Raw genomic sequence first — 26164 nt, 5'->3', positions numbered from 1 at the left:
GCCGCGCGTGCTCCCCGACTCTCCCGATCCGTTCTACTACCTCGCGAACTTCGAGCGCGCGCTCGCGTGGCTCGATGCCCGCTGCGCCGACCTGTTCGACGAGGCCGAGCGCCGTTTCGTCGACGATTTCGCCCGCCTGCCGCGGCCCGCGCGCGCACTTTTCGTGCGTATGCTCATGCGCCTCGGCCCGCACTTTCGCGCGAGCCGCCTTCAATACGACGAAATCGGCTGCCCGCGCGCGGCCGCCGCGCCGCTCGTCGCTGCGGGCTGGCTCGACGGCGCGCCCACGCTCGAGCTCGGGGCGCTCGCGCCGCTCGTGACGAAGGCCGAGCTTCAGGCGCTCGCGTCAAGCCTCGGCATCGCGTTCGAAGCGCGCGCCACCCGCGCCGCCACGCTCGAGACGCTGCACGCCGCCGCGCCCGAGCCGCGCGCGTGGCATGCCTGGTTCCCGGCTTCGCCCGATACCGTGCTGCTGTTCGCCGCCGCGCCGCTTTGCGAGCGCCTGCGCCTCATGTTTTTCGGCAACCTGCATCAGGACTGGACGGAGTTCGTGCTCGCCGACCTCGGCGTGTATCGCTACGAGAGCGTGCCGCTGGACGACGCCTCGCGCGCGTTCCAGCGCCGCGACGATATCGACGCGTATCTCGCGCTGCGCGACTGCCGCGAGGCGCTGGACAGCGCGCTCCGCGACGCCGCCAGCAACGCGGCAGCGCCGGCCGATGCCGATGCGGCCATCGCCACGACGCTCGCCACGCTCGACGGCCTCGCTGCGCGCACTCATGCCAACCCCTGGCTGCGCGCACGCCACGACAAGCTGCGTCACGCCGTGGGGCTCGCCGCCGAGCGCGTGGGCGCGGCCGAACTGGCATGGCGCGCGTATCTCGACTGCGGCCATCCCGAGTCGCGTTACCGGCGCGTGCGCGTGCTCGAACAACTGGCGCGACGCGACGAAGCGCTCGCGCTCGCTCAAGCCATTGCCGCCGCACCCGCGAACGAGGAAGAAGCCCAGCGGGCGACTCGCACGCTCGGGCGTCTCGCGCGCACGCGGGCCAGGTCGAAGGCCACGCCATCGGCTGCCGCCGCGCCGGCATTCGCGCAACGCGAACTCACGCTGCCCCGCGCACCCGTGGGCCTGCGCGTCGAGGAAGCCGCGCGCCTCTCGCTCGCCACGGCGGACGCGCCCGTGTTCTACGTCGAGAACACGCTGATCAACGCCCTCTTCGGCCTGCTCTGCTGGCCCGCGCTGTTCGCGCCGCTGCCGGGCGCGTTCTTCCATCCGTTCCAGCGCGGCCCCGCCGATCTGCACGCCGCCGATTTCGTCGCACGCCGCGCCACGCAGTTCGAAGCCTGCCTCGGCGAGCTCGATACGCAGGCCTACCGCGAATCGATCGTGCGGCGCTATGCGGAGAAAGCCGGCATCCAGTCGCCGTACGTCGCGTGGCCCGCGCTGAGTGACGACTTGCTTGCGTTCGCGCTCGACTGCTTTCCGGCTGCGCACCTGCGCCTGTGGTTCGAGCGGCTGCTGCGCGAGCCCGTGGCGAACCGCTCTGGCCTGCCCGATCTCGTGCGTTTCTGGCCACAGGAGCGGCGCTATGAGCTGATCGAAGTGAAAGGCCCTGGCGACCGGCTACAGGACAACCAGCGCCGCTGGCTCGCGTATTGCGCGACGCATGGCATGCCGGTCTCGGTGCTGCAAGTACGCTGGCCCGGCGAATCCGCCGAATCGGACGAATCGGACCAGAGCGACAAGACCGACGAAAGCGGCGGCGCGAGCGCCACCGCGCAGGCGTCGAACACGCCATGAGCTACACCGTCGCCGTGCGCACGCTGTGCGAATTCACCGCGAAGCGCGGCGACCTCGATCTGCGCTTCACGCCCTCGCCCGACGCCGCAGACGGCCGCGCGGGCCACGCCGCCATCGCCGCGCGCCGCCCGCCCGGCTACGAAACCGAAATCGCGCTCAGCGGCACGTTCGCGACGCTCACCGTGCGCGGCCGCGCCGACGGCTACGATCCCGCGCGCCGCAGGCTCGAAGAGTTCAAGACCTATCGCGGCGACCTCGATGCGATGCGCGAGAACCAGCGCGCGCTGCACTGGGCGCAACTTCGCGTTTATGGCGCGCTCATGTGCGAAAAGCTCGGCGTCGATGCGCTCGAACTCGCGCTCGTCTACTACGACATCGGCTCGGGCCGCGAGACGGCGCTCGTCGAAACAGCCAGCGCCGCGGACTTGCGCGCCGCATTCGAGACACAATGCCACCGCTTCGTCGCGTGGGCCGAGCAGGAAACCGCGCACCGCGCCGCGCGCGACGCCGCGCTCACCACCTTGCGCCTGCCGCATCCGGCGTTTCGCCACGGCCAGCGCGATCTTGCCGAGGCGGTCTGGCGCGCGGCAACGCAAGGACGCTGCCTGCTCGCCCAGGCGCCCACGGGCATCGGCAAGACCATCGGCACGCTCTTTCCCCAACTGAAAGCGTGCCCGCGCTCGGCGATCGACAAGGTGGTGTTTCTGAGTGCGAAAAGCTCGGGGCGGCAACTGGCGCTCGACGCCCTCGCCACGCTCGCGGGAATTCGCGAGGAACCGCACGCGTCACCGCAATCTGAGCGCCTGCCCCTGCGCGTGCTCGAACTCGTCGCGCGCGAGAAGGCTTGCGAGCATCCCGAAGCGGCGTGCCACGGCGAATCGTGCCCGCTCGCGCGCGGCTTCTACGACCGGCTGCCGGCGGCGCGCGCGGCGGCGCTCGAACGCGTGCGGCTCGATCGCGCCACGTTGCGCGACGTGGCAAGCGAGCATGCCGTCTGCCCCTACTACCTCGGCCAGGAACTCGCGCGCTGGAGCGACGTGATCGTCGGCGACTACAACTACTGGTTCGACACGAGCGCGATGCTGTTCATGCTCGCCGCGCACAACCAGTGGCGTGCGAGCGTGCTCGTGGACGAGGCGCACAATCTGCCCGAGCGCGCCCGCGCGATGTACTCGGCCGAACTCGTGCAAACGCGCATCGACACCGTACGCCGCAACGCGAGCGCGCCGCTCAAGCGCGCGCTCGCCCGCCTGCAAAAGCACTGGAACGCACAGAACGCCCTGCAACCGGACGCCTGGCGCGCAAGCGACACGCTGCCCGACGGACTCGTGACGGCGCTGGGCGACGTGATCGGCGCGATGGGCGACCAGCTCGCCGAGCCCGCGCTCGTGCGCGACCCCGAGCTGGAACGCTTCTATTTCGACGCCCTGCATTTCACGCGCATCGCCGAGCGCTTCGATACCCATTCGCTCTTCGATGTGACGCCTGTGCCGGGACAACCCGCGCGCCGCCCGCGCTCGACGCTCGCGATCCGCAACATCGTGCCGGCGGACGCATTGCGCGCGCGCATTGGCGCGACGCACAGCATCACGCTCTTTTCGGCGACGCTCTCGCCCACGCATTACTACACCGACATGCTCGGCTTGCCCGCCAACACGGTGAGCATCGATATCGACACGCCGTTTCGCGCCGAGCAGCTCGACGTCCACATCGCCCGCCATATCTCGACGCGCTACAAGGACCGCGAGCGTTCGCTCGAAGCGCTTGTGGCACGCGTGGCCTCGCAATACGCCGAGCGCCCCGGCAACTATCTGTGCTTTTTCAGCAGCTACGACTATCTCCAGCAAGCCGCCGATGCGTTCATGCTGCGCCACCCGCAGGTGGAAGTCTGGCTGCAATCGCGCACGATGGACGAAGCGGGCCAGCAAGCCTTCGTCGCGCGCTTCGCGCAGGGCGGCTGCGGCATTGGCTTCGCCGTGCTCGGCGGCGCGTTCGGCGAAGGCATCGATCTGCCCGGCACGCGCCTTATCGGCACGTTCATCGCGACCCTCGGCATGCCGCAGGTGAACCCCGTGAACGAAGCCATGCGCGCGCGCATGCAAGCGCTTTACGGCGCGGGTTTCGACTACACCTATCTGATTCCTGGCCTGCGCAAGGTCGTGCAGGCCGCGGGCCGCGTGATCCGCACGGAGGACGATCGCGGCGTCGTGCATCTGCTCGACGACCGCTTCGGCCAGCCGGGCGTGCGCGCGCTGCTGCCCGCGTGGTGGCGCATTGCCGCCGGTTGATCAAGAGTCCGAATCATCGTGCAATGAAAAAACGGCTGGCGCGACGAACAGCGCCAGCCGCATCAGCCGTGCCACGAACGCGTCAGGCCGGCTTCGCCTTGCCCGCACCCTTGCTGTTCTTCTTTGGCGGCGGAGGCGGATCGCCTTCCAGGTCGTCGGCGGCCAGCTCGGAGGCGACCTCGTCAACGGGCGGCGTATCGGCTTTCTTCGCCTTCTTCGCGGGCTTGCCCTCCTTCACGTCGGGCGGCACCGCGATCTTGTTGACCGTCACCTCGTCGTTGGTCTTGTCGTAGCCGATCTCGACGGTGTCTCCCGACTGCAACGCGTCGCCGAGTATCTCTTTCGCGAGGCGCGTCTCCACTTCCTGGCGAATCTGCCGCTTGAGCTCGCGCGCGCCGAACTCGGGCTGATAGCCCGCTTCCACGAGATGATCGACAAGCGCATCGCCCATACGAAGCGTGATGCCCTGCGCGGCCGCCGTGCGCGTGACGCGGTCGAGCTGAATCTGCACGATCGCCCGGATGTTGTCGCGCGAGAGGGCATGAAACACGATGATCTCGTCGATCCGGTTGAGGAACTCGGGCCGGAAATGCCCCTTGAGCACCTTCATGAGTTCCGCGCGAATCGTCTTTTCGTCGAGCCGCGACTTCTCGGGGCGCTCGAGGTTGTCCATGATGATGGACGCGCCCAGGTTGCTCGTGGCGATCAGGATCGTGTTGCTGAAGTCCACCACGCGTCCCTTGCCGTCGGTCAGGCGACCGTCGTCGAACACTTGCAGCAGGACGTTGTAGACATCGGCGTGCGCCTTCTCGATCTCGTCGAGCAGGATCACGCTATAGGGGCGCCGCCGCACGCGCTCGGTGAGCTGGCCGCCTTCGTCATAGCCGACGTATCCCGGCGGCGCGCCGATCAGGCGAGCCACCGTATGACGCTCCATGTACTCGCTCATGTCGATGCGGATAATGGCCTGCTCGTCGCCGAACACGGTTTCCGCCAGCGCCTTCGCAAGCTCCGTCTTACCAACGCCCGTGGGCCCGAGGAACAGGAAGGTCGCGATCGGCCGGTTCGACTGGCCGAGACCCGCGCGCGACAGACGCACGGCGTCGCTGACCGCGACCACCGCGTCTTCCTGACCCACCACACGCTCGCGCAACGTCTCTTCCATCTTGAGCAGCTTCTGGCGCTCCTCCTGCGTGAGGTCGGCAACCGGAATGCCGGTGAGACGCGAGACGACCTCGGCAATGGAAGCCACCGTCACTTCCAGCGTTTCCGAACCCGTCTTGCGTTGCCAGGCCTCGGTGAGTTCGTCGAGCTTTTCCTGCTTCTCCTTGATGCGTTCTTCGAAGCCCTTGGCTTCGTCAAAGCGCTTGCGCGAAGCCGCATAGTCCTGCTCGCGCTTGAGCTGCACGATCTCCGCTTCGAGCTCCTGAATGTCGGCGGGCCGCGAGGTGGCACCGATGCGCACGCGCGCAGCCGCCTGATCGATCAGGTCGATCGCCTTGTCGGGCAAGAAGCGCGACGTGATGTAGCGATCGGACAATTCGGCGGCGGCCACGAAGGCGTCGTCGGCGAAGGTCACCTGGTGGTGGGCTTCGAGCTTGTCGCGCAGCCCGCGCAGGATCACGATGGTCTGCTCGACCGTGGGCTCCGGCACCAGCACGGGCTGAAAGCGCCGTTCGAGCGCCGCGTCCTTCTCGATGTACTTCTGATATTCGTTGAGCGTGGTTGCGCCAATGAGGCTCAACTCGCCGCGCGCGAGCGCGGGCTTGAGCACGTTCGCGATATCGAGCCCGCCTTCGCCGCCGCCCTGCCCCGCGCCGACGATCGTATGCAACTCGTCGATGAAAAGAATCAGTTCGTCGTGCTTCGCCGTGACCTCGTCGATCAACTGCTTCGCGCGCTCCTCGAACTCGCCGCGATACTTCGCGCCCGCGACCATCGAGTTGATGTTCACTTCGACAAGACGCTTGCCGCGCAGCACTTCGGGCACGTCGCCGTTGACGATACGCTGCGCGAGGCCCTCCACGATGGCGGTTTTGCCCACGCCCGGCTCGCCGATCAGCACCGGGTTGTTCTTCTTGCGCCGCGCGAGCACCTCGATCGTGCTCTCGATTTCCTGTGCGCGGCCGAGCACGGGGTCGAGCTTGCCTTGCCGCGCCATGGCCGTGAGGTCGCGGCCGAACTTGTCGAGCGTCGGCGTGCCCGTGGGCGCATCGACGCGGCCATCCTCCGCGCCCTTGCCCACCACCTTCACGACCTTCTGGCGCAGCGCCTCGGGCGTCACGCCGTACTTCTTGAGCAGCGCGCCCGCAATGCTGTCCGGCACCGCCGCGAGACCGATCAGCAGATGCTCGGGGCCGACATACGAATGACCGAGATCGCGCGACGCCTGGAACGCGAACTGAAACGCCTTCTTCAGCCGCGGCGAGATCGTCATCTTGTCGATGGGCGAATCGGGCGAGGCCGAGCCCTTTTGCGCATGCTGGTCGATATAGCCTTTGATGTCCTGCGGCGAGAGCTTCAACTCCTTCAGGAGTGCGGCGCAAACGTCGGTGTCCGCGAGCACGTAGAGCAGATGCTCCGTGTCGAGCTCGTTGCGTTGCAGTTCGTGGGCTTTTTCCGCGGCGCGCTGGAGGATTTCGAGCGTCTGCTCGCTGAACGCGTCGGTGGCGTCCACGGATTCGCGCGGCACCTCGGCGGCGAGGCCCGGACCTTCGTCGTCATCATGCTCGCCTTCGCCGCCCATGCCGCCGAAAAAGCGCGACAGGCCGCTGCCGCCCAGCAGCGAGTCGAACGGATTGAGCATGCTTTGGTGACGCATCAACTGGCGGTAGTCGTAGTCGCATATCGACATCGACTTGCGCTGGCCGTTCTGGACGACGGTGACGCGTGCGACCGCGGGACGGGTATTACAGATTTCGCAGAGGGTGGGCATGGTCGGCTTATCTCCGGAGGATCGCCATCACGCCGCGCAACGAAGCATGCAACGAGCACGCGCACGGCGCGATGTGCCGCGCGCCGGCCGCGCGAACAGGCACGGGCAACGGCTGCGCCGGCAGAGCGGGAAAGCGGCGGCCGCGCACGATGCTTTCGGCGCGGCGCTGCGACGAACGATGACCGCGGGGGCGGCACAACACTCGCGCATCGCCTGCGCGAACCACCCCGCATCGGTGGAAATGATTGTGGCAGGATTCGCCGGCCCACGCATCGAGCGTGCAATGCGGCGCATGCGCGCGCGGATCGCGCACGCAGCGAAGAAAAAGGGCGGGACGTGAGTCCCGCCCCGAGAACGCGCTGTGGGCGCGCGAGGAGAGCAACTACGCGTGACGACCAACCTTTTGCGTGAAGCGACGCAATGTCACACGCGGTGCAAGAACACGGTCATCTATCTGACGACGAATGCAGGTTTGCAATCGTCGCGACACGGCACGCTCAACGGCGGTTCGATCCCGACACCACATCGATCCACACGGCGAGCACGAGAATGCCGCCCTTCACGATCATCTGCCAGTAGGCGTCGACGTCGAGCATCGACATGCCGTTATCGAGGCTCGCCATCACGAGTGCGCCGATCAGCGCCCCATACACGGTGCCGGAACCGCCGCGCATCGAAGTGCCGCCGATGAAGCACGCCGCAATCGCGTCGAGTTCGCCCATCGTGCCCGCCGAAGGCGAACCGGCGGCAAGACGCGCCGTGTTGACGATGCCCGCGAATGCGCACATGAGGCCCATCAGCGCGAAGATCGCAAGCTTCACGCGGTTCGTGTTGACGCCTGAAAGACGTGTCGCCTCGAGGTTCGAGCCCACTGCGTAGATACGGCGACCGAACACCGTTTGCGTGGCGATCCATGTGAAGATACCGAGCAGCGCGAGCAGCAACAACACGGGCACGGGTATGCCGCCATAGCTGTCGAGCATCAGCACGAACGCCAGCAGGATCGCTCCCGCACCCACGATCTTCACGCCGTCCTGCCAGAGCGGCACCACGCTCAACTGATAGCGCCTGCGGTTCGCGCGCTGGCGCACCGTGAGCACCGCGAGCAGCACGAACATCGCGAGCGCGAGCACGTCGCCCGCCACGCGCGGCAAATAGCCCTGCCCGAGGAACACGAAGTGATCGGACACCGGCGCGATGGTCGAGCCGCCCGTGATGCCGAGCAGCACGCCGCGAAACGCGAGCATGCCGCCCAGCCCCACGATGAACGACGGCACGCGCCGGTAGGTCGACCACCAACCGTTGAAGAGACCCACGAGCACGCCGAGCGCGAGCACCACCGGCACGGTCACGCCGATGGGCCAGCCACGGTTCACGTCGAGAATCGCGGCCACGCCGCCTAGCAGGCCGAGCAGCGACCCGACGGAAAGATCGATCTCGCCCGCGATGATGACGAACACCATGCCGCAAGCGAGCATGCCCGTGATCGACATCTGCCGCAGCAGGTTCGACACATTGCGTGGCGTGACGAACGCGCCATGCGTGAGCATCGAAAAGAACAACCAGATCACCGCCACCGCGAGCAGCAACGCGAGGATCTTGTAGCGTGCGAAGAGTTGCTGGAAACGTAGCGCGAAGCCATTGCCGCCTGGCTGCTGGTTTTCGCGCGCCCCCTGGGTCGTGACGTCCGGTGTCATGCTGCACTCGCTCTTTCGGGTTGGGCGCGCGCGCTCTGGATCGCCGCGCCGAGAATGTCTTCCTGCGTAAGGCCAACGTTCGCGAAGTCGCCGCGCAACTCGCCCTCGCCGATCACGAGCACGCGGTCGCTGATGCCGAGCACTTCGGGCAACTCCGACGACACCATCACGATCGCCACGCCACGTTTGGCCAGTTGGAAGATCAGCTTGTAGATTTCATACTTCGCGCCCACGTCCACGCCGCGCGTCGGTTCGTCGAGAATCAGCACCTTCGGGTCGGTGAGCAGCATCTTGGTGAGCACCGCCTTCTGCTGGTTGCCGCCCGAAAGGCTCGCGATCGACAGCATGGGATTCGCCGCGCGCACCGAAAGCCGCTGCATCTCCGTGCGGATGGTGTCGAGCTCGGCGGCCGTGTCGATGCGGCCGTGCTTCGAAAAGCGTTGCAGCACCGAAAGCGTGATGTTGTGGCCCACGCCCAGTTGCGGCACGATGCCGTGGCGCTTGCGATCTTCGGGCACCATGGCGATACCGGCGTGGATCGCGTCGAGCGGCGAGCGGATTTTCAACGGCTTGCCTTCGAGCCGCACCGTGGCCGTGCAGGCGCCCGCATACGCGCCGAAGATCGCCTGCATCGTCTCTGTTCGGCCCGCGCCCACGAGACCCGCCACGCCCACGATTTCACCGCGTCGCACCGCAAACGACACATCATCGACGCGCTTGCGGCGCGGATTCGTCACGTCGTAGCACGTCACGTTGCGCGCCTCGAACACGACGTCGCCGATATCGTGCGGCTCGCGCGGAAAGAGATTGCGGATCTCGCGCCCCACCATCATCGCGATGATGCGGTCGGTGTCGAGCGTCGCCATCGGCTCGGTGGCCACGTGGCGGCCGTCGCGAATCACGGTGACGGTGTCGCACACGGCCTCGACCTCGTCGAGCTTGTGCGAGATATACACGCACGCCACGCCGCGCCGCTTCAGGTCGCGCACGATGTCGAGCAGAATCTTCGTTTCCGCCGCCGTGAGCGACGACGAGGGCTCGTCGAGTATCAGCAGTTTCGCGCGCTTGTTCAGCGCCTTCGCGATCTCGATGAGCTGCTGGTGGCCGCCGCCGTAGTTCATCACCGGCTGCGCCACGTTGATGGCGTCGATGTTCAGCTCGCGCAGCAGTTCGTCGGCGCGTTGGTACATCGCCGCGTAATTCATGCGCCCGCCCGGCAGCGTGATTTCGTTGCCGAGGAAAATGTTCTCGGCCACCGAAAGCTCGGGCACGAGCATCAGTTCCTGATGGATGATGACGATGCCCGCACGCTCGGTGTCGCGCACGCTCTGCGCTTCGAGCGGCGCGCCTTCCCAGCGGATCTCGCCGCTCCAGGTGCCGTGCGGGTACACGCCCGAGAGCACTTTCATGAGCGTGGATTTGCCGGCGCCGTTCTCGCCGCACAGTCCCACGCATTCGCCCGGCCGCACCGTGAGGTCGATGCCGTCGAGCGCCTTCACGCCCGCAAAGGACTTGACGATGCCGCGCATCGTCAGCAAGGGTTCACTCATACGCTGGTTCACTCGCTGCGATGGCCCGCGCGCCGCCGTGGCGCGCGCGGGCCGTCTGGCCAAGGACGTTACTGGCTCGCCAGTTGCGCCTGCGTATAGAAGCCGTCCTTCACGACGACGTCGACATTGCCCTTCGTGAGCAGCGTGGGTTGCAGCAGCACCGTGTCGACCTTCTTCCTGCCGTTGTCGTACTGCGCGTTGTAAGCGGGCTTCTGTCCCTTCGCGAGATCGACGGCGAGCTTCGCGGCTTCACCCGCGATGAGCTTGAGCGGCTTGTAGACCGTCATGGTCTGGGTGCCCGCCACCACACGCTTGACCGCCGCGAGATCCGCGTCCTGGCCCGACACCGGCACCTTGCCCGCGAGATGCTGTGCGGCGAGCGCCTGGATCGCGCCGCCCGCCGTGCCGTCGTTCGAGGCGACCACGGCGTCGATCTTGTTGTTGTTCGCGGTGAGCGCGTCTTCCATGATGCGCAGGGCCGTGGAAGCGCTCCACTCCGGCACCCACTGCTGACCGACCACCTTGATATCGCCGCGATCGATCGCCGGCTTCAAGACCTTCAGTTGTCCTTCGCGCAGCATTTTCGCGTTGTTGTCGGTGGGCGCGCCGCCCAGCAGGAAGTAGTTGCCCTTGGGCTGCGCGTCGTACACGCCCTTCGCCTGAAGCTCGCCGACCTTTTCGTTGTCGAACGAAATGTAGGCGTCGATATCGGCGTCGAGAATCAGGCGGTCATACGAGACGACCTTGATGCCCGCCTTCTTCGCTTCGGCCACCACATTGCCGAGCGTTTTCGAATTGAACGGCACGATCACGATCACATCCACGCCGCGTGAGATGAGGTTTTCGATCTGCGAGATCTGCCGCTCCTCGCTCGCGTCGGCGGACTGCACCGAGACTTTCGCGCCCAGCTTTTCCGCCGCCGCGACGAAATAGTCGCGGTCGCGCGACCAGCGTTCCACGCGCAGGTCGTCGATGCAGAAGCCGATTTCGGGGTGATCCTTGCTTGCGTGCGCGAGCGGCGCGGCAAGCGAGAGACTCGCAAGCACGGCGCCACAAATGAGCGAGCCTAGAACCGAACGACGTTTGGCGAATTTCATGTCTCCACACTCCTCTTGATTGCCGCTGCACGGTCATGCGCTGGCGCTGCCGGCGCGGCGACGGTTGCCAGATCGTTATTGCCTGGACGTTATTGCCTGGGCCTTACTGCCTCTACCTGGATAGCTCCGGGACGCACGCCAAGCAGCATAGCGCGCGGTATAACCATAGGACTGCCAATCGACTGCGTGGCTACGCCGGCCGCGCAGCTTTTTCTTCACCCGCGCCTTTTCAGGCGCCGGTTGCGAAAACCGGTTCTAGCGCGCGGTAGAGCGCGCGAAAGGTCGGACGGCGCGCATCGCGATACCACGCGTGACGCGCGGCGTGCGGCTCGCGTACCGCGAGCACGGGCGGTTGCGGGCACACCTCGTCGAGCGAGGCGCCGGGTTCGAGCGCAAGATGCGCGAGCCGGGCGGCGCCAAGCGCCGGGCCGACCTCGCCGCCCGCGCGCAACGTGAGCGCGCGGCCGCTGATATCGGCGAGCATTTGCGTCCACCAGGCGCTGCGCGAGCCGCCGCCGATCACGGTGATCGTCTCGGGCACGAGCCCCGCCGCATGCAGCGCGTCCATGCCGTCGAGCAGCGCGAAGCCCACGCCTTCGAGCGTCGCATTCGCGAGATCGGCGCGCGAAGTCTGTGGCGTCATGCCGTAAAACACGCCCTTTGCGTTGACGTTGTTGTGCGGCGTGCGCTCACCGCTCAGATACGGGAGGAACCAGGGCCGGCGCGCATCGAGATCGGCGTTCGAGTTGGCTTCGGCGTCGGCAAGCAATGCGGCGACGCTTTCGTAATGCGTGAGCCGCGCCGTGAAGTCGAGGCAACTCGCGGCGTTGAGCATCACGGACATCAAGTGCCACGTGTGCGGCAACGCATGGCAGAAACTGTGCACGGCGGAATCGGGATTGGCGAGAAAGCCGTCCGAGACGGCGAAATACACGCCCGAGGTGCCGAGCGAAAGCATCGCGTCGCCCGGCCGCACGATGCCCACGCCCACTGCGCCCGCCGCGTTGTCGCCGCCGCCCGCCACGACAGGAATTTCACGCAGACCGAATTCCCGCGCGAGTTCCGGGCGCAGCGTGCCAGTCACCTGATTGCCTTCGTGCACGTCCGGCATCTGCTCGCGCGTGAGGCCGCACGCCGCGAGCAGCGTGTCGCTGTAGTCGCGCCGGGCAATGTCGAGCCACAGCGTGCCTGCGGCGTCCGACGGGTCCGTCGCGAATACGCCAGTGAGCAACCAGCGCAAATAGTCCTTGGGCAGCAACACATGCGCGATGCGCGCGAAAATGTCCGGCTCGTGCTTGCGCACCCATAGCAGCTTCGGCGCGGTGAAGCCCGGCATCGCGAGATTGCCCGCAACCGCATGCAGTTGCGGCGCGGCGCGCTCCAGCTCGATACATTCGGCATCCGAACGACCGTCGTTCCACAGAATCGCGGGGCGCAGCACTTCGCCTTGCGCGTCGAGCAGCGTCGCGCCGTGCATCTGTCCGGTGAGTCCCAGCGCCTCGATACGCGCAGCGTCGATACCGCGAGCGCGCGCCTCTTCGATGAGCGCGCGCAGTGCGCCACGCGTGGCGAGCCACCAGTCTTGCGGCGCCTGTTCGGACCAGCGTGGCTGCGGCCGGCTCACCGTGAGCGGCGCGCTCGCGCTGGCGAGCACGTCGCCCGCACGGTCGAGCAGCACGGCCTTCACGCCCGACGTGCCGAGGTCGATACCGATGAACATGTCTCCTTCCTTCTTTTTTGCGCCAGTTTGCCTTCAACGCAAACTGGCGCAATTGCGAATTTGACGGCGCGCGCTAATGTTTTTTCGCGGCTTGCACGCGCCGTGGCGCGCCTAGCGCTGACCGTAGATCGCCTGATTCACGACGTTTTCGAGCCGCTCCTGCTGGCCGCTCACGTGCTGCGGATTCATGCCGTGCGCAAGCGCGTCGGCGGCGAGCGACGAAAGCGAATAGCCGCCCGAGAGAATCTTGCGCCCGAACTCGCTGTCCCAGCCCGCGTAGCGCTGGCTGCGGAACTGCTCAAGCCGGTCGTTTTCCACGAGCACGGCCGCGCGCTCCAGCGCGAGCGCGAGCACGTCGATCGCGCCGACGTGGCCGTAGAACAAGTCTTCAGGATCGATGCTCGGGCGGCGCACTTTCGCGTCGAAGTTCATGCCGCCCGTGGTGAAGCCACCGTGGCGCAGGATCTCGTAGAACGCGAGCGTGAGTTCTTCGACACTGTTGGGAAACTGATCGGTGTCCCAACCGTTTTGCGGGTCGCCGCGATTTGCGTCGACGCTGCCGAAGATGCCCAGCGCGTAGGCCGTCGCAATCTCGTGATGGAACGAGTGACCCGCGAGCGTCGCGTGATTCGCCTCGATATTCACGCGGATCTCATTCTGCAAGCCGTATTGCGTGAGGAAACCGTGCACCGTCGCCACGTCATAGTCGTATTGGTGCTTGGTCGGCTCCTGCGGCTTGGGCTCGATCAGCAGCGTGCCCGTGAAGCCCGTGCGCTGCTTGTGCTCGACCACCATCGAAAGAAAGCGCGCGAACTGATCGCGCTCGCGCTTCAGGTCGGTGTTGAGCAGCGTCTCGTAGCCCTCGCGACCGCCCCACAGCACGTAGTTTTCACCGCCGAGCTTGCGCGTGGCGTCGAGCGCATGGCAGACCTGGGTTGCGGCATAGGCGAAAACTTCGGGATTGGGATTCGTCGCCGCCCCGCCCGCATAGCGCGGATTGGAAAAAAGGTTCGCAGTGCCCCAGAGCAGCTTCACGCCGCTCGCCTGCTGACGCTCGCCGAGGTAGTCGACCACGCGCTTGAAATTCTCCGTGTAGTCCTTCAGGTTCTTGCCCTCGGGCGCGACATCGGTGTCGTGGAACGTATAGTAAGGTGTACCGAGTTTCGTGAAAAACTCGAACGCGGCGTCGGCCTTCTGGCGCGCGCGCTCCATGGCGTCGCCCGGCTGCTGCCACGGCCTGTGAAACGCCGCCTGCCCGAAAATATCGTTACCGGGCCAGACGAACGAATGCCAGTAGCACACGGCGATGCGCAGGTGCTCTTCGAGCGTCTTGCCGAGCACCTTCTTCGTCCGATCGTAATGATGGTACGCAAGCGGGTTGTCCGATTGCGGGCCTTCGTATCGAATTGCGGGGATGGATTCGAAATACGACATGATGTCTCCAAGGTTGTTGCGGCGCAGCGGCGTGGCGCACACCGGTCTGTGTGACGCCATACTGCCCGCTGTGCGCAAAGCGCGGCAATTGCGAAATTGCGTGAGACCTTTAATGTTTCCTGCCGACGCACGCAACCGTTACGCCCGCAAGCCCGCATGTGGGCCTAAAATAACCCGACGCTTAAAACGACGCGCCACTGGCGTGAGAGACATCGTAGCGCGGCGCCTGGCGGCATGCACCGCGCCCGAACCGGAGACATGGCAGCGAACGCGCGCGCACCTCGCCCGCCCGTACGCCGCCGAAACGATATGACCCGCGCCCCCGCTTCCCAGACGCCTCACCGCATTGCGCTGCTCTTCAACGCCAACAAGGTCTACGACCGCGAGATCATTGCCGGCATCGGCCACTATTTGCGCTCCACACGCGTGGCGTGGGACCTCTTTCTGGAAGAAGACTTCCGCTGCCGCCTTGCCGGCATCGAGCGCTTCGACGGCGACGGCATCATCGCCGACTTCGACGACCCCGCCGTGGCCGACGCGCTGCGCGGCTGCCCGCTGCCGGTGGTGGCCGTGGGCTCGTCGTTCGAGGACGCGACGCAGTACCCGGCCGAACTGCCCTATATCGCGACCGACAACCGCAAGCTGGTCTCGCTCGCGTTGACGCACCTGATCGGCGCAGGCTTGCCCAATCTCGCCATGTACAGCTTGCCCGTCGCACAGGAAAACCGCTGGGCGCAGGAGCGCGAACTGGCGTTCCAGGCGCTCGCGCGCGAGGAAGGCATGGCGGCGCCGGTGTACCGCGGGCTGGCCACGAGCGCGGTCGCGTGGAACCAGGCCGTCGAACAATTGAGCGTCTGGCTGCATAGCCTGCCCAAGCCGGTGGGCGTGATCGCCGTGACCGACGCGCGGGCGCGGCATTTGCTTCAGGCTTGCCTCATCCACGGCATCGCGGTGCCCGAGCAGGTGGCGATCATCGGTATCGACAACGACCCGCTCACCCGCACGCTCACACGCATTCCGCTTTCGTCAGTGATCCAGGGGACCGAGGAAATGGGCAAGACGGCCGCGCACCTGCTGCACCAGATGCTACGCGGTGCACGTTTTCCGGGACAACGCATTCTGGTTCCGCCGGTCGGCATCAATGTGCTCGAATCGACCCGCCATGAACCGCTGTCGAGCCCGCATGTCATGCGCGCGCGCCATTTCATCCGCCAGTACGCCTGCCAGGGGATCAAGACCGAGCAGGTGGCCGACTATGTGGGCGTGTCGCGCTCGTCGCTGGAAGAATATTTCCGGCGTGAACTCCAGTGCACGGTCCACCAGGAGATCCTGCGCCACAAACTCGACGCGGCGAAGGCCATGCTCGCGAGCCGCGACGCCGCGAGCGCCGAGGTGGCGATCCGCTGCGGCTTCACGTCGTTGCAGTACATGTATGCGGTGTTCCGGCGCGAGCTGGGCTGCACGCCGCGCGAATATCAGGACCGCGTGGCGAACGCATCCGGCGCGCGCGTGTCCACACCTTGAAGGCGGCATTGTCCGCCCGGTCATTCAGGCTACCTTTACTGCTCACTTTCCACTTCACCTCATGAACAGTCTTGCCCAACTGACTTCCGGGCCGTGGGGCGCACTGCCCGGCGGCGACGCCGTCCGGCTCTACACGCTGCGCAACGCGCAAGGCATGAAGGTGACGGTCAGCGACCTCGGCGCGACGCTCGTCTCATGGCTCGCGCCGGACCGCGCGGGCCGCCTCGCGGACATCCTGCTCGGTCACGACACGCCCGCCGCCTACCTCGAAGCGACCACCTACATGGGAGGGCTGGTCGGCCGCTGGGCCAACCGCATCGCCGGGGCGCGCTTCACGCTCGCCGGCATCGACTATGCACTCGATCGCAACGAGAACGGCAATCTGCTGCATGGCGGCGCGAACGGCTTTCACCGGCAGCTCTGGCAGGTGGAAGACGACCGCGGCTCGCTGCTGCTGCGCCTCGACTCGCCCGAAGGCGACGGCGGTTTTCCCGGCAATGTCGGCGTGCAGGTGCGCTATACGCTCGACGACGACGGCACGCTCACGATCGAATACGAGGGCGTGAGCGACGCGCCCACGCCGCTCAATCTCACGAGCCACGGCTACTTCAATCTGACGGGCGAGCCGGGCGCCGATATTCGCGGCCACGTGCTCACGATCGATGCGGACGCGTTCCTCGAAGTCGATCTTCAGATGATTCCCGTGCGCATCGCCGACGTCTCGGGCAGCGCGTTCGATTTCCGCCACGGCGCGCCGCTCGGCGCGCGGCTCGACTGGCCGCACGCGCAGCTCGCCCGCGCGCACGGATTCGACCACTGCTATGTGCTGCGCGCGCCGGAAAACACGGCGGGCACGCTGCACGCGGCGACGGGCCGCTGGCCGCTGCGCACCGTGGCGCGCGTCTACGAGCCGGGCAGCGGGCGCGAGCTCGCCGTCTCGACCGACCAGCGCGGCTTGCAGCTTTATACGGGGAACTATCTGGAAGGACAGCCGGCGCGCCGGGGCGCGCCGTGCGTGCGCTACGCGGGGCTGTGTCTGGAAGCAGGCGGTTTCCCGAACCAGATCAACATGGAAGCGCCCGCGTGCGAAGAGGTGGTGCTACAGCCTGGCAAACCGTACCGCCAGGTCACGCAGTATCAGGTGAGCGTGCTCACCTGAAGCCGGGTGCCGCGCCGGCGTGGATCAGGACACCTTGTCGTACTGATACACGCCGCGGCCGGTCTTGCGGCCGAGCTGACCCGCCGCGACCTTTTCACGCAGCAGCGGACAGGCACGATACTTCGAATCGCCGAAGTCCTTGAGGAACACGTCCATCACCGACAGGCACACGTCGAGGCCGATCAGGTCCGCCAGCGCGAGCGGGCCGATCGGATGATTGGCGCCAAGCTTCATGCCCGCGTCGATTTCCTCGGCGCTCGCAATGCCTTCCGCGAGCACGAAAAACGCTTCGTTGATCATCGGCACCAGAATGCGGTTCACGACGAAGCCGGGGGCGTTCTTCACGGCGATCGGCGTCTTTTCGAGGCGCACCGCCATCTCGCGCACCGACTCGGCCACCTGCGGGCTCGTTTGCAGGCCGCGAATCACTTCGACGAGCGGCATCATCGGCACGGGATTGAAGAAGTGCATGCCGATGAAGCGCGACGGGTCGGCGAGCGTCGTGGCGAGCGCCGTGATCGAGATCGACGAGGTGTTCGAAGCGATGATCGCGTCGGGGCGGGCCGCGGCCTCGATCTGCTTGAGGATGCGCGTCTTGAGCTCGGCGTTCTCGGTCGCCGCCTCGATCACGAGATCGACGCCGGACAGGCGCTGGTAATCGGTGGACGTCTCGATGCGCGCGAGCGCGGCATCGCGCACGCCGGCATCGAGCTTGCCCTTCGAGACGAGCCGCTCGAGGCTGTGCGTGAGCGCGGCGACGCCCTTGGCGAGCGCCGCGTCGGTCACGTCGATCATCACCGCCTTGAGCCCCGCCACCGCCACCGCCTGAGCAATGCCGTTGCCCATCGTGCCCGCGCCCACGATCCCTACAGATTCGATTGCCATCCTTCGCTCCTCACTCCTTGTCTGCGACGCCGGCGTGTCGCCTATGGAAAATGCCGGTCATGCGGCGCGTGGTGCACCGCACCAAAGCCCACAGTGTAACGGGTTGGGAGAAACGACCGGAACTCACTTGACAGGGGGGCGTGCACGATACTGCCGCCGCCGCAAAGCGCGCGGCGCCGAAGCCTGGGAGCGCAAACGCTCAGGCGCCGGCGAGGCGGCCGTACTCGATCGCGCTGCGGGTATAGAAAAGCTCGATGCCGCCCGCTTCCAGCGTGACGAGGAGCGCGTCGATGCTGGGCTCGTCGGCGACGATCAGCACTACGGCCGGTTCGTCGGCCAGATCGAAGAAGTGAGCGGCGTGCAGCTTGCCGTGGGCATCGAGACCTTCATAGCCTTCCAGCACGGTGATGCCGAAACAGCCCTGGGCGCGCGCGATGTCGATGATCCACGAGACCGCGGACTTGTGGCCCTTCTTGTGCTTGCGGCTCGTGTAGAGCGTGAGTTGACTGCCTGCGGGCACGGGAACCTCCATGCAGCCGCTCGTGCGGCGAATGGCCGCCGCGCAACAGGCGGCATACGAAAAAATTCTAGCACGCACCCGTGCGGGCGCTGCCGCGCTAGAAGTTGTACTGGAAATAGATCTGGCTGAAGTTCAGGCCGGGGTCCGGCTGCTCGATGTCCGCATTCGAAATGTGCTCGAAGCGAAATCCCAACTGATAGTTGCCGTGCTCGCCGAACTGCGCGCCCACGCCCACCACGTCGGCGAACTGGAACGACGACGACATCGTGCGAAACGGCGTCTGGCGCACGTGCGAGAGGAAACGGATGCCGATGCCCGCCTCGAAAAAGGGCTTGAACCAGCCGGTATCCTTGATGATGCGAAAAACCGGCGTCAAACCGAATTCCCAGGTGTTGGCATAGATGGCGTTGGGGTCGTCGAGCTTCCAGTACGCGACGTGCGCCTCGCCCACCAGCGTGAAGTGATAGCCGCCGAAGTGCCACCATTGCAGACTCGGATCCCACACGAGGCCGAGGTCGAGCTTCTTCACGTCGTTATCCGCAACGCCCGCGCCGAACTGGATGCCGAACGTATTCTCCGCATGGGCGCTGACCGCGGCGAACGCGCAGCACGCGGCGGCCGCCCCGCTCACGATCCGGCCCCGCCAGGCCGACTTTCCTGGTCTCACGTTTGCCCCGACTCGAACGATCCGGCACGACGCGCTGGATAAAGCCTATCGACTACGGCAGTGCGAATGACAGCCAAAAGCACACATGTTCACTAATGACCGGCGCACCTATCAGTCGGGAGTGTAGCCTCGAAAAATGAAGGTGCCCGTTACCGCGCCCACACAATCCTGGCGGGAGCCAGGCATGCCCGGAGCGCATACGCGCTTCTTGACCCATCGCTTTCTTTCTAACGACTGCATGGGATAAATGGCGAGGACCGGCCATTCTGCGGAGGCATTTCCGGCAACAGGCATAGGCCGCTGTTGATGGCATTGCCGCTATTGCCGCGAGTGCTGCCATCGCACTGTTGGGACGTTCAATCGTGCGTTGTACCCAAATTGAGGACAGACAACGCCCAGGGCCCTCGCATAATCCGCCTGAATTGTGATCCGCGGCAAACAACAACGGCATAACCCTTGCCCCGCTCACGTCCCGGTGCTTCGGAGGAGACCCATGAGCCCAATCCCGCAAGGGCACGCATCGCGCGTGCCGCAATCGTGCGCGCAAGCGCAGTCCAGCCATGCAGCCGCCACCGAGCAGGTCACGCGCAAAGTCTCGCGCCATCTGCTCGGCTTCCTGTTCCTGCTGTTCGTCGTCTCGTTCCTCGACCGCATCAACATCGGCTTCGCGGGATTGACGATGATGAAGGACCTCGGCCTGTCGAGCACGCAGTTCGGCTTCGCCACCACCCTCTTCTACGTGGCTTATATCGCGTGCGGCATTCCGGGCAATCTCATGCTCGCACGCGTGGGCGCACGCCGCTGGATCAGCTTCATCATGATCGCGTGGGGCCTCGCCTCCACCGCGACGATGTTCGCCTCCAACGCCACCACGCTCTACTGGCTGCGCATGCTGGTCGGCGTGACCGAGGCGGGCTTTCTGCCCGGCATGCTGCTCTATCTCACCTGCTGGTTCCCGAGCGCGTGGCGTGCCCGCGCCAACGCGCTCTTCATGATCGCCATGCCCGTGACGGCCGCGCTCGGCTCCGCGGTCTCCGGCTACATCCTCAAGCTCGACGGCCACGCGGGGCTCGCGGGCTGGCAATGGCTCTTCGTGCTCGAAGGCATGCCGGCGGCGCTGCTCGGCTGCGTGGCGTTCTTCTATCTCGACGACACGCCGCGCGCCGCGCGCTGGCTCAGCACGGAAGAGAAACGCACGCTCGAAGCCGCGCTGGCCGAACCGGGCGAAATGCACGCCGTGCACGCCATGCAAGCAGCGCACACGACGCCCGGCACCCAGCCGACGCAGCCGCCCGGCCTCTGGCAGCAACTGCGCTCGCCCGTAGTGCTGCGTTTCGCAGCGGCGTACTTCTGCCTCGTCAACACGCTCGCGATGGTCGCCGTATGGGCGCCGCTGATCGTGAAGGGCTTCAGCGCCGGTGCGAGCAACGTGACGGTGGGCCTCGTCGCGACGATTCCGCAGCTCGTGACCATCGTCGCGATGATTGCCTGGGGCCGCCGCTCCGACCGCCTCCAGGAGCGCAAATGGCACCTCGCCGCGCCGATGCTGCTCTCCGGCTTCGGTTGCGTGCTGACCGCGCAAGGCGGCGCACCGCTCGTGCAGTTGCTGGGCGTATGCCTGGCCTCGGCGGGCTCCTATACGGCGATGTCGATCTTCTGGACCACGCCCGACCAGGCGTTCACGCCGCAGGCACGCGCGATTGGCATTGCTGTGATCAACGCGATCGGCAATATCAGTTCGGCGGCGAATCCGCTCGTAGTGGGCTGGCTCAAGGATGCGACGCACAGCTACGCCGCAGGGCTCATCTATTCCGCCGTGCTACTCGTGCTCGGGGCCGTGATCGTCGCGACGCTGCCGCTCGGACGCGAGAAGGAAGTGAAGGCCGTGCCGCGCGCGGCAGGCTGAGGGCAAACCCCGCGCGATGGCGCGGGGTGCCTGACGTGAAGCACTGACTGTCGGCCCGCCTTGCGCGGGCCGAATCGTTTAGCGCTCCGCGCCTGCGCCGCTGCGGCGCGTCGTGAAGCCAGGCAAACGCTTCACGAAACCGGTGGCCAGCGCGGTGCCCACCAGAATCGCGGCGCACGCCTCGACCATCCCCATCGAGACACGCTCACCGAGAAAGAGCGCGCCCCACAGAATGCCGAAGATCGGAATCACGAACGTCACCGTAATTGCGCGCGCCGGGCCGATGGCTGCGATCAGCCGGAAGAACAGCAGATACGCCACGCCCGTACACGCCACGCCAAGCCCCAGCACCGCCGCCCACGAATGCAGAGAAATGGGCGCGGCCGGCCAGGTCGCCACGGCGAACGGTGCGAGCACGAGGCTTGCGCCCGTCATCGTGCCGGCGGCCACCGTGAGCGGATCGACGCCCGTGAGGTGACGCTTCGTGTAGCTCGCGGCAACGCCGTAAAGCGCCGCCGCGACCAGTGCCGCGAGTGCGGCGAGCGCCGCGCTCGTCGACGACGCGCCATCGCCCGCGTGCGTCGAGATTTGATCCCAGACCAGCGCCAGCACACCCGCGAAACCGATCGCAAGTCCGACGACGCGCAGACCGCTCAGCCGGTCCTTGAGCCAGAAGTACGCAACCACGGCGCCCCACAGCGGCGTGGTTGCGTTGATGACGGACGTGACGCCGGCCGACAGCGTGAGCTCGGCCCATGCGAACAGACAGAAAGGCGCGGCCGAATTAAGGATGCCGACGACGAAGAGCGGCCAGGCGCGCTCGCGCAGCGAGCCGATCGCCTCACGCGCGGGACGTCGCGAGAACAGCACGATGAGCAGAAACAGCGCGCCGATGCCGACGCGCAGCGCCATCAGCGGCGCCACGCCGAAGTCGGTCACGCCGACACGGATAAACAGAAACGACCCACCCCACAGGGCGGCGAGGACGATGAGTTGCGCGAGTTCGATGGGATTCATGATTGGAGGTGCTGGGTGAGCACGGCATTGCGCGCGCGGGAGTACGCGTATCGTAAGGCGAGTGAAGCTCGCCGTATAACGAAGGATTCTCACCGATATGTGAGAAAAATTGACAGCCGGATCTTGCGGTGTCATCCCGGCGCCCTGCGGTACCCTACCCCGCCTGGAACCTGCCTGGAACCTGCCTGGAACCTGTTTGGCGGCGCACAAAAGACAAAGCCCGCGCAATCTTTCGATTACGCGGGCTCTATTTCTTGGTCGGGGCGAGAGGATTTGAACCTCCGACCACCTGCACCCCATGCAGGTACGCTACCAGGCTGCGCTACGCCCCGAGAGCTAGAAAGTATAACAGAGGCTTTCTCTAATTAGAACCACTTCGCGAGTAAATCTTGAACAATCCGCATGACTGATTCGCATGAGCGCGAACGGCCCGTTCGAACAACCCGCATGCAGGCGTTCAGAACGACGCCTCACCGACCCAGCGCATCGAGCACGTGCAGCAACTCCTTGCGCAACTGATCGACATCAACGAGCGCCATCGTGCCTTCAACAACGGGCTCACCTGATGCTTCGGATTGCGCGCCCTCGCTGACCATCGCACCATGCGAATCAAGACGATTGCGCGCACCGTTGATCGTGAACCCCTGCTCGTAAAGCAGTTCGCGTATGCGCCTGATCAGCAAGACCTCGTGATGCTGGTAATAGCGGCGATTGCCTCGCCGCTTCACCGGCTTCAACTGCGTGAACTCCTGCTCCCAATAGCGCAGCACATGGGGCTTCACGCCACACAGTTCGCTCACCTCGCCAATGGTGAAGTAACGCTTGGCCGGTATCGGAGGCAAGACGACCTTTTCGCTTGTCGATGTCATCGCCGGGTTGCCGTCGTGGTGGTTGCGCAATTAGGCGTTGCCGCCTGGGTCCTTGTAGCCCGCTCATTCCGCTCAATCCATACACGCCCGCCATCTTGCCACCAGCGCGGGCGCGCTAACTCAAAGCGTCAACGCGGGAAGCTCGCCTCGGCGCCGCTCTCCACGAGCGCCTTCAGCTTCTGGCTCGCATGGAACGTCACGACGCGGCGCGCGGCGATAGGAATCGCCTCGCCCGTCTTCGGATTGCGGCCAGGACGTTGCGGCTTGTCGCGCAACTGAAAATTGCCGAAGCCCGACAGCTTCACGCTGTCGCCGCTTTCAAGCGCGTCGCGAATCACTTCGAAGAAGGCTTCGACCATGTCCTTCGCTTCGCGCTTGTTGAGACCGACGTTGTCGAACAGCAGCTCAGCGAGTTCGGCTTTCGTCAGCGTGGGCGTGTCGTTCGTGGCGCTTGCCGACGAGGCAGGAATGTCGCGAATCATGGCGCTACGCTGTGCCGCGAGAAGGGCTTCGAAATCACTCGAGTTCATTTCGTTCATCTATCTATGAAATGGCGCGCTTCCGGTTGCAAGAACGTCTTGCAACCTCGCAAACCGGAAGCCGATGTCGGTAGGTGATGAGCCGTGGAGCTTATCCGCGCAACCGGGCGCCATGCACTCGAGCCAGGCGATCCACCAGGGACTTGATGGCCGCATCGACCGTTTCGTCCTGAAGGGTTCCGCCAGTATCTTGCAGGGTCACCCGGAAGGCAAGGCTTTTCTCGTCCGCGCCAAGTCCGGAAGTATTTGATTTTGCACGAAATTCATCGAACAACGCAACCCTCTGCACAATCCGGCAAGGCTCGTCTTGCATGCCCTTCTGGAACTCGTCGAGCAGCGCTTGCACTTCAATCTTTTGATCTACGACAAGAGCAATGTCACGACGGACAGGCGGGAATTTCGAGACGTCGCCAGGCGCTGCCAGCTCGCGCGCCATCAGCGCCTCGGCTTCAACCTCGAAGAGGATCGGTGCGTGCGGCAGATCGTACTTCTGCATCCAGCGCGGATGCAGCTCGCCGATCCAGCCCACGGCACGGCCATCGACTTCGATGCGCGCGCTACGTCCCGGATGCAGCGCAGGATGCTCGGCCTTCACGAAACGCGGCGCTTTTGCCACGCCAAGACCCGCGAACAGCGCTTCGAGATCGCCCTTCATGTCGAAGAAGTCCACGCCGCGCGTCTGCGCGCCCCACTGCTCTTCGAGCGCGGGACCGTAGGCGAGCGCACCGATCATCTTCGGTTGTGCGAAGCCTTCCACCGTCATCTCGCCTGCCTTGATCGACGGATCGTTCAGGAACACGCGGCCCGACTCGAACACGCGCACGCGGTCAGCGCGGCGGTTGAGGTTGTGGCGCAGCACGTTGATGAGGCTGCCGAACAGCGTCGTGCGCATGACCGAAAGCTGGCTTGCGATCGGGTTGAGCAGCTTCACGGGATTCGCATTGCCCGCGAAGTCCTGCTCCCACTCGGCGTCGACGAAGCTGAAGTTGATCGTCTCGGCGTAGTCGCGCGCGGCGAGCGCGTGGCGGATCGCGTGGATCGAGCGGCGCGTTTCGTTCGTCGCGCGCATTTCGCTGCGCGCAACCGGCGGCAGCGCCGGAATCTTCTCGACGCCGTAAATACGCGCGACTTCCTCGATCAGGTCTTCCTCGATCTCGATGTCGAAGCGGTACGGCGGCGGCGTCACGCTGAAGCTCTCGTCGCCCGCATTGTCAACGCTACGTTCGAACGTGAGGCCGAGGCGCGTGAAGATTTGCGCGATCTCGTCGGCGCTGATCTTCACGCCGATGATGCGGTTCGCGCGCGCGACGCGCATCTTCACCGCTTCGCGCTTGGGCACGTTCACGGTTTGATCGTCGATCGGGCCGGCTGCGCCGCCGCAGATGTCGATGATCAGTTGCGTGATGCGCTCGATGTGCTCGACGGTCGTCGACCAGTCCACGCCGCGCTCGAAACGATGGCCTGCATCGGTCGAGAAGTTGTAGCGGCGCGAGCGGCCACGAATGCTGTCCGGCCACCAGAATGCGGCTTCGAGATAGATGTTCGTGGTGTCGAGCGTCACTGCCGTGCTGTCGCCGCCCATGATGCCCGCGAGGCTTTCGATCTCGCGGTCGTCGGCGATCACGCCGACGGTTTCATCGACTTCGACGGTGTTGCCGTTGAGCAGCTTGAGCGTTTCGCCCTTCTTGCCCCAGCGCACGTCCATCGAGCCGTGGATCTTGTCGAGATCGAACACGTGCGACGGGCGGCCGAGTTCGAGCATCACGTAGTTCGAAATATCGACGAGCGCCGAGATGCTGCGCTGGCCCGAACGCTCGAGGCGCTCGACCATCCACATCGGCGTCTTCGCGTGCGCGTTCACGCCGCGAATCACGCGGCCCGAGAATCGCCCGCACAAATCGGGCGCCGAGATCTTCACGGGCAGCTTCTCATCGAGCTTGACTTCGACCTTCGGGTACACGGGCGCTTCGAGCGGCGCGCCGGTGATCGCGGCCGTTTCGCGCGCGATGCCGTACACCGAAAGGCAATCGGCCTTGTTCGGCGTGAGCTTGATTTCGAAGATGGTGTCGTCGAGATTCAGCGCTTCGCGGATGTCCTGACCGATCGGCGTGTCTTCCGGCAGGATCATCAGACCGCTATGGTCTTCCGAGAGCTTCAACTCGCGCGCCGAGCACAGCATGCCCTGGCTTTCCACGCCGCGCAGCTTCGAGAGCTTGATCGCGAAGGGCTTGCCGCCCTCTTCGGCAGGCGGCAGTTCCGCGCCCACGAGCGCCACGGGCACCTTGATGCCGGGCGCGACATTGGGCGCGCCGCACACGATTTGCAGCGTCGCGCCGGTGCCGGCATCGACCTGCGTGACGTTGAGCTTGTCCGCGTCCGGGTGCTTCACGACTTCGAGCACGCGGCCCACGACGATCTTCGTGGTGGGCGGCGCGGCCGGGCTCAGGCCTTCGACTTCGAGGCCGGCCATGGTGAGTGCGTGGGCGAGTTCATCGGTCGTGAGCTTCGGATCGACAAAGCTTCTCAGCCAGGATTCGGGGAATAGCATTTGGT

General features: G+C 65.7%; 19 protein-coding genes and 1 tRNA gene. 6 read left to right on the top strand and 14 right to left on the bottom strand.

What is annotated here, in order from left to right:
* Window positions 1-7 precede the first annotated feature (7 nt).
* Both C7401_RS35705 and C7401_RS35700 read left to right on the top strand, forming a co-directional pair.
* Window positions 8-1804 (top strand): VRR-NUC domain-containing protein, encoded by a 1797-nt coding sequence (locus C7401_RS35705; protein ID WP_112176814.1) that lies wholly within the window; start codon window positions 8-10, stop codon window positions 1802-1804.
* Window positions 1801-4092: an ATP-dependent DNA helicase gene (locus C7401_RS35700; RefSeq protein WP_112176758.1), complete on the top strand. Its 2292-nt coding sequence runs from the start codon at window positions 1801-1803 to the stop codon at window positions 4090-4092. Before C7401_RS35705 ends, C7401_RS35700 begins: the two co-directional genes overlap by 4 nt.
* Window positions 4093-4174: 82 nt before the next feature.
* Here C7401_RS35700 and C7401_RS35695 read toward each other — a convergent pair whose 3' ends face one another.
* Window positions 4175-7027, bottom strand: coding sequence for an ATP-dependent Clp protease ATP-binding subunit (locus C7401_RS35695; protein WP_112176757.1), 2853 nt, complete (start codon window positions 7025-7027; stop codon window positions 4175-4177).
* A 46-nt stretch (window positions 7028-7073) separates the two neighbouring features.
* Here C7401_RS35695 and C7401_RS35690 point away from each other — a divergent pair, with 46 nt between their 5' ends.
* Window positions 7074-7367: a hypothetical protein gene (locus tag C7401_RS35690; protein WP_112176756.1), complete on the top strand. Its 294-nt coding sequence runs from the start codon at window positions 7074-7076 to the stop codon at window positions 7365-7367.
* A gap of 157 nt (window positions 7368-7524) precedes the next feature.
* Here the strand turns inward: C7401_RS35690 and C7401_RS35685 are convergent, their stop codons facing one another.
* The 5 genes from C7401_RS35685 to xylA form a co-directional block, all read right to left on the bottom strand.
* Entirely contained in the window at window positions 7525-8724 is a 1200-nt protein-coding gene (locus C7401_RS35685) for a sugar ABC transporter permease (protein ID WP_112176755.1), read from the bottom strand.
* Window positions 8721-10274, bottom strand: a complete 1554-nt coding sequence (gene xylG, locus C7401_RS35680; protein WP_112176754.1) for a D-xylose ABC transporter ATP-binding protein — start codon at window positions 10272-10274, stop codon at window positions 8721-8723. Before xylG ends, C7401_RS35685 begins: the two co-directional genes overlap by 4 nt.
* Window positions 10275-10342: 68 nt before the next feature.
* Window positions 10343-11371, bottom strand: coding sequence for a D-xylose ABC transporter substrate-binding protein (gene xylF, locus C7401_RS35675; RefSeq protein WP_112176753.1), 1029 nt, complete (start codon window positions 11369-11371; stop codon window positions 10343-10345).
* A 229-nt stretch (window positions 11372-11600) separates the two neighbouring features.
* Window positions 11601-13091 carry a xylulokinase gene (gene xylB, locus C7401_RS35670; RefSeq protein ID WP_112176752.1) on the bottom strand — a complete coding sequence of 497 codons (1491 nt, stop codon included), beginning with the start codon at window positions 13089-13091 and terminating at the stop codon, window positions 11601-11603.
* 111 nt (window positions 13092-13202) lie between these two features.
* The gene (gene xylA / locus C7401_RS35665) at window positions 13203-14525 is read right to left on the bottom strand and encodes a xylose isomerase (protein WP_112176813.1); all 1323 of its coding nucleotides are present in this window, start codon (window positions 14523-14525) and stop codon (window positions 13203-13205) included.
* 309 nt (window positions 14526-14834) lie between these two features.
* Here xylA and C7401_RS35660 point away from each other — a divergent pair, with 309 nt between their 5' ends.
* Together C7401_RS35660 and C7401_RS35655 are read left to right on the top strand one after the other, a co-directional pair.
* Window positions 14835-16049 (top strand): XylR family transcriptional regulator, encoded by a 1215-nt coding sequence (locus C7401_RS35660; protein WP_112176751.1) that lies wholly within the window; start codon window positions 14835-14837, stop codon window positions 16047-16049.
* Window positions 16050-16110: 61 nt separating this feature from the next.
* A complete protein-coding gene (locus tag C7401_RS35655; RefSeq protein ID WP_112176750.1) occupies window positions 16111-17208 on the top strand; it encodes an aldose epimerase family protein in 1098 nt (365 codons plus the stop codon).
* A 24-nt stretch (window positions 17209-17232) separates the two neighbouring features.
* Here C7401_RS35655 and C7401_RS35650 read toward each other — a convergent pair whose 3' ends face one another.
* The 3 genes from C7401_RS35650 to C7401_RS35640 form a co-directional block, all read right to left on the bottom strand.
* Window positions 17233-18093 (bottom strand): 3-hydroxybutyryl-CoA dehydrogenase, encoded by an 861-nt coding sequence (locus C7401_RS35650; RefSeq protein ID WP_112176749.1) that lies wholly within the window; start codon window positions 18091-18093, stop codon window positions 17233-17235.
* Between the two features lie 199 nt (window positions 18094-18292).
* Entirely contained in the window at window positions 18293-18625 is a 333-nt protein-coding gene (locus C7401_RS35645; RefSeq protein WP_112176748.1) for a DUF190 domain-containing protein, read from the bottom strand.
* An 85-nt stretch (window positions 18626-18710) separates the two neighbouring features.
* Complete coding sequence (locus C7401_RS35640; RefSeq protein WP_258397357.1) at window positions 18711-19280, bottom strand: acyloxyacyl hydrolase; 570 nt, start codon at window positions 19278-19280, stop codon at window positions 18711-18713.
* Window positions 19281-19773: 493 nt separating this feature from the next.
* Here C7401_RS35640 and C7401_RS35635 point away from each other — a divergent pair, with 493 nt between their 5' ends.
* Window positions 19774-21186, top strand: coding sequence for an MFS transporter (locus C7401_RS35635; RefSeq protein ID WP_112176747.1), 1413 nt, complete (start codon window positions 19774-19776; stop codon window positions 21184-21186).
* 78 nt (window positions 21187-21264) lie between these two features.
* On the opposite strand, the gene C7401_RS35630 is transcribed toward C7401_RS35635, so the two are convergent.
* From C7401_RS35630 to pheT, 5 genes are all read right to left on the bottom strand, one after another.
* Window positions 21265-22203, bottom strand: a complete 939-nt coding sequence (locus C7401_RS35630; protein ID WP_112176746.1) for a DMT family transporter — start codon at window positions 22201-22203, stop codon at window positions 21265-21267.
* A gap of 255 nt (window positions 22204-22458) precedes the next feature.
* Window positions 22459-22535, bottom strand: a tRNA-Pro gene (locus C7401_RS35625).
* A gap of 138 nt (window positions 22536-22673) precedes the next feature.
* A complete protein-coding gene (locus tag C7401_RS35620; protein WP_112176811.1) occupies window positions 22674-23072 on the bottom strand; it encodes a MerR family transcriptional regulator in 399 nt (132 codons plus the stop codon).
* A 128-nt stretch (window positions 23073-23200) separates the two neighbouring features.
* Window positions 23201-23611 carry an integration host factor subunit alpha gene (locus tag C7401_RS35615; protein ID WP_028204248.1) on the bottom strand — a complete coding sequence of 137 codons (411 nt, stop codon included), beginning with the start codon at window positions 23609-23611 and terminating at the stop codon, window positions 23201-23203.
* Window positions 23612-23702: 91 nt separating this feature from the next.
* A complete protein-coding gene (pheT, locus tag C7401_RS35610; protein ID WP_112176745.1) occupies window positions 23703-26159 on the bottom strand; it encodes a phenylalanine--tRNA ligase subunit beta in 2457 nt (818 codons plus the stop codon).
* Between the last annotated feature and the right edge of the window lie 5 nt (window positions 26160-26164).

It is taken from the genome of Paraburkholderia unamae (assembly GCF_003268775.1).
In the GTDB taxonomy this organism is placed as follows: domain Bacteria; phylum Pseudomonadota; class Gammaproteobacteria; order Burkholderiales; family Burkholderiaceae; genus Paraburkholderia; species Paraburkholderia unamae.
This window is presented reverse-complemented; position numbering and strand designations above follow the sequence as displayed.

Coding starts and splice junctions, on each gene's coding strand:
- C7401_RS35655 (WP_112176750.1), top strand. CDS start 16,111: ATGAACAGTCTTGCCCAACTGACTTCCGGGCCGTGGGGCGCACTGCCC.
- xylF (WP_112176753.1), bottom strand. CDS start 11,371: ATGAAATTCGCCAAACGTCGTTCGGTTCTAGGCTCGCTCATTTGTGGC.
- C7401_RS35690 (WP_112176756.1), top strand. CDS start 7,074: ATGCAACGAGCACGCGCACGGCGCGATGTGCCGCGCGCCGGCCGCGCG.
- C7401_RS35695 (WP_112176757.1), bottom strand. CDS start 7,027: ATGCCCACCCTCTGCGAAATCTGTAATACCCGTCCCGCGGTCGCACGC.
- xylB (WP_112176752.1), bottom strand. CDS start 13,091: ATGTTCATCGGTATCGACCTCGGCACGTCGGGCGTGAAGGCCGTGCTG.
- C7401_RS35615 (WP_028204248.1), bottom strand. CDS start 23,611: ATGAACGAAATGAACTCGAGTGATTTCGAAGCCCTTCTCGCGGCACAG.
- xylA (WP_112176813.1), bottom strand. CDS start 14,525: ATGTCGTATTTCGAATCCATCCCCGCAATTCGATACGAAGGCCCGCAA.
- C7401_RS35630 (WP_112176746.1), bottom strand. CDS start 22,203: ATGAATCCCATCGAACTCGCGCAACTCATCGTCCTCGCCGCCCTGTGG.
- C7401_RS35645 (WP_112176748.1), bottom strand. CDS start 18,625: ATGGAGGTTCCCGTGCCCGCAGGCAGTCAACTCACGCTCTACACGAGC.
- C7401_RS35660 (WP_112176751.1), top strand. CDS start 14,835: ATGACCCGCGCCCCCGCTTCCCAGACGCCTCACCGCATTGCGCTGCTC.
- C7401_RS35650 (WP_112176749.1), bottom strand. CDS start 18,093: ATGGCAATCGAATCTGTAGGGATCGTGGGCGCGGGCACGATGGGCAAC.
- xylG (WP_112176754.1), bottom strand. CDS start 10,274: ATGAGTGAACCCTTGCTGACGATGCGCGGCATCGTCAAGTCCTTTGCG.
- C7401_RS35700 (WP_112176758.1), top strand. CDS start 1,801: ATGAGCTACACCGTCGCCGTGCGCACGCTGTGCGAATTCACCGCGAAG.
- C7401_RS35635 (WP_112176747.1), top strand. CDS start 19,774: ATGAGCCCAATCCCGCAAGGGCACGCATCGCGCGTGCCGCAATCGTGC.
- C7401_RS35685 (WP_112176755.1), bottom strand. CDS start 8,724: ATGACACCGGACGTCACGACCCAGGGGGCGCGCGAAAACCAGCAGCCA.
- pheT (WP_112176745.1), bottom strand. CDS start 26,159: ATGCTATTCCCCGAATCCTGGCTGAGAAGCTTTGTCGATCCGAAGCTC.
- C7401_RS35620 (WP_112176811.1), bottom strand. CDS start 23,072: ATGACATCGACAAGCGAAAAGGTCGTCTTGCCTCCGATACCGGCCAAG.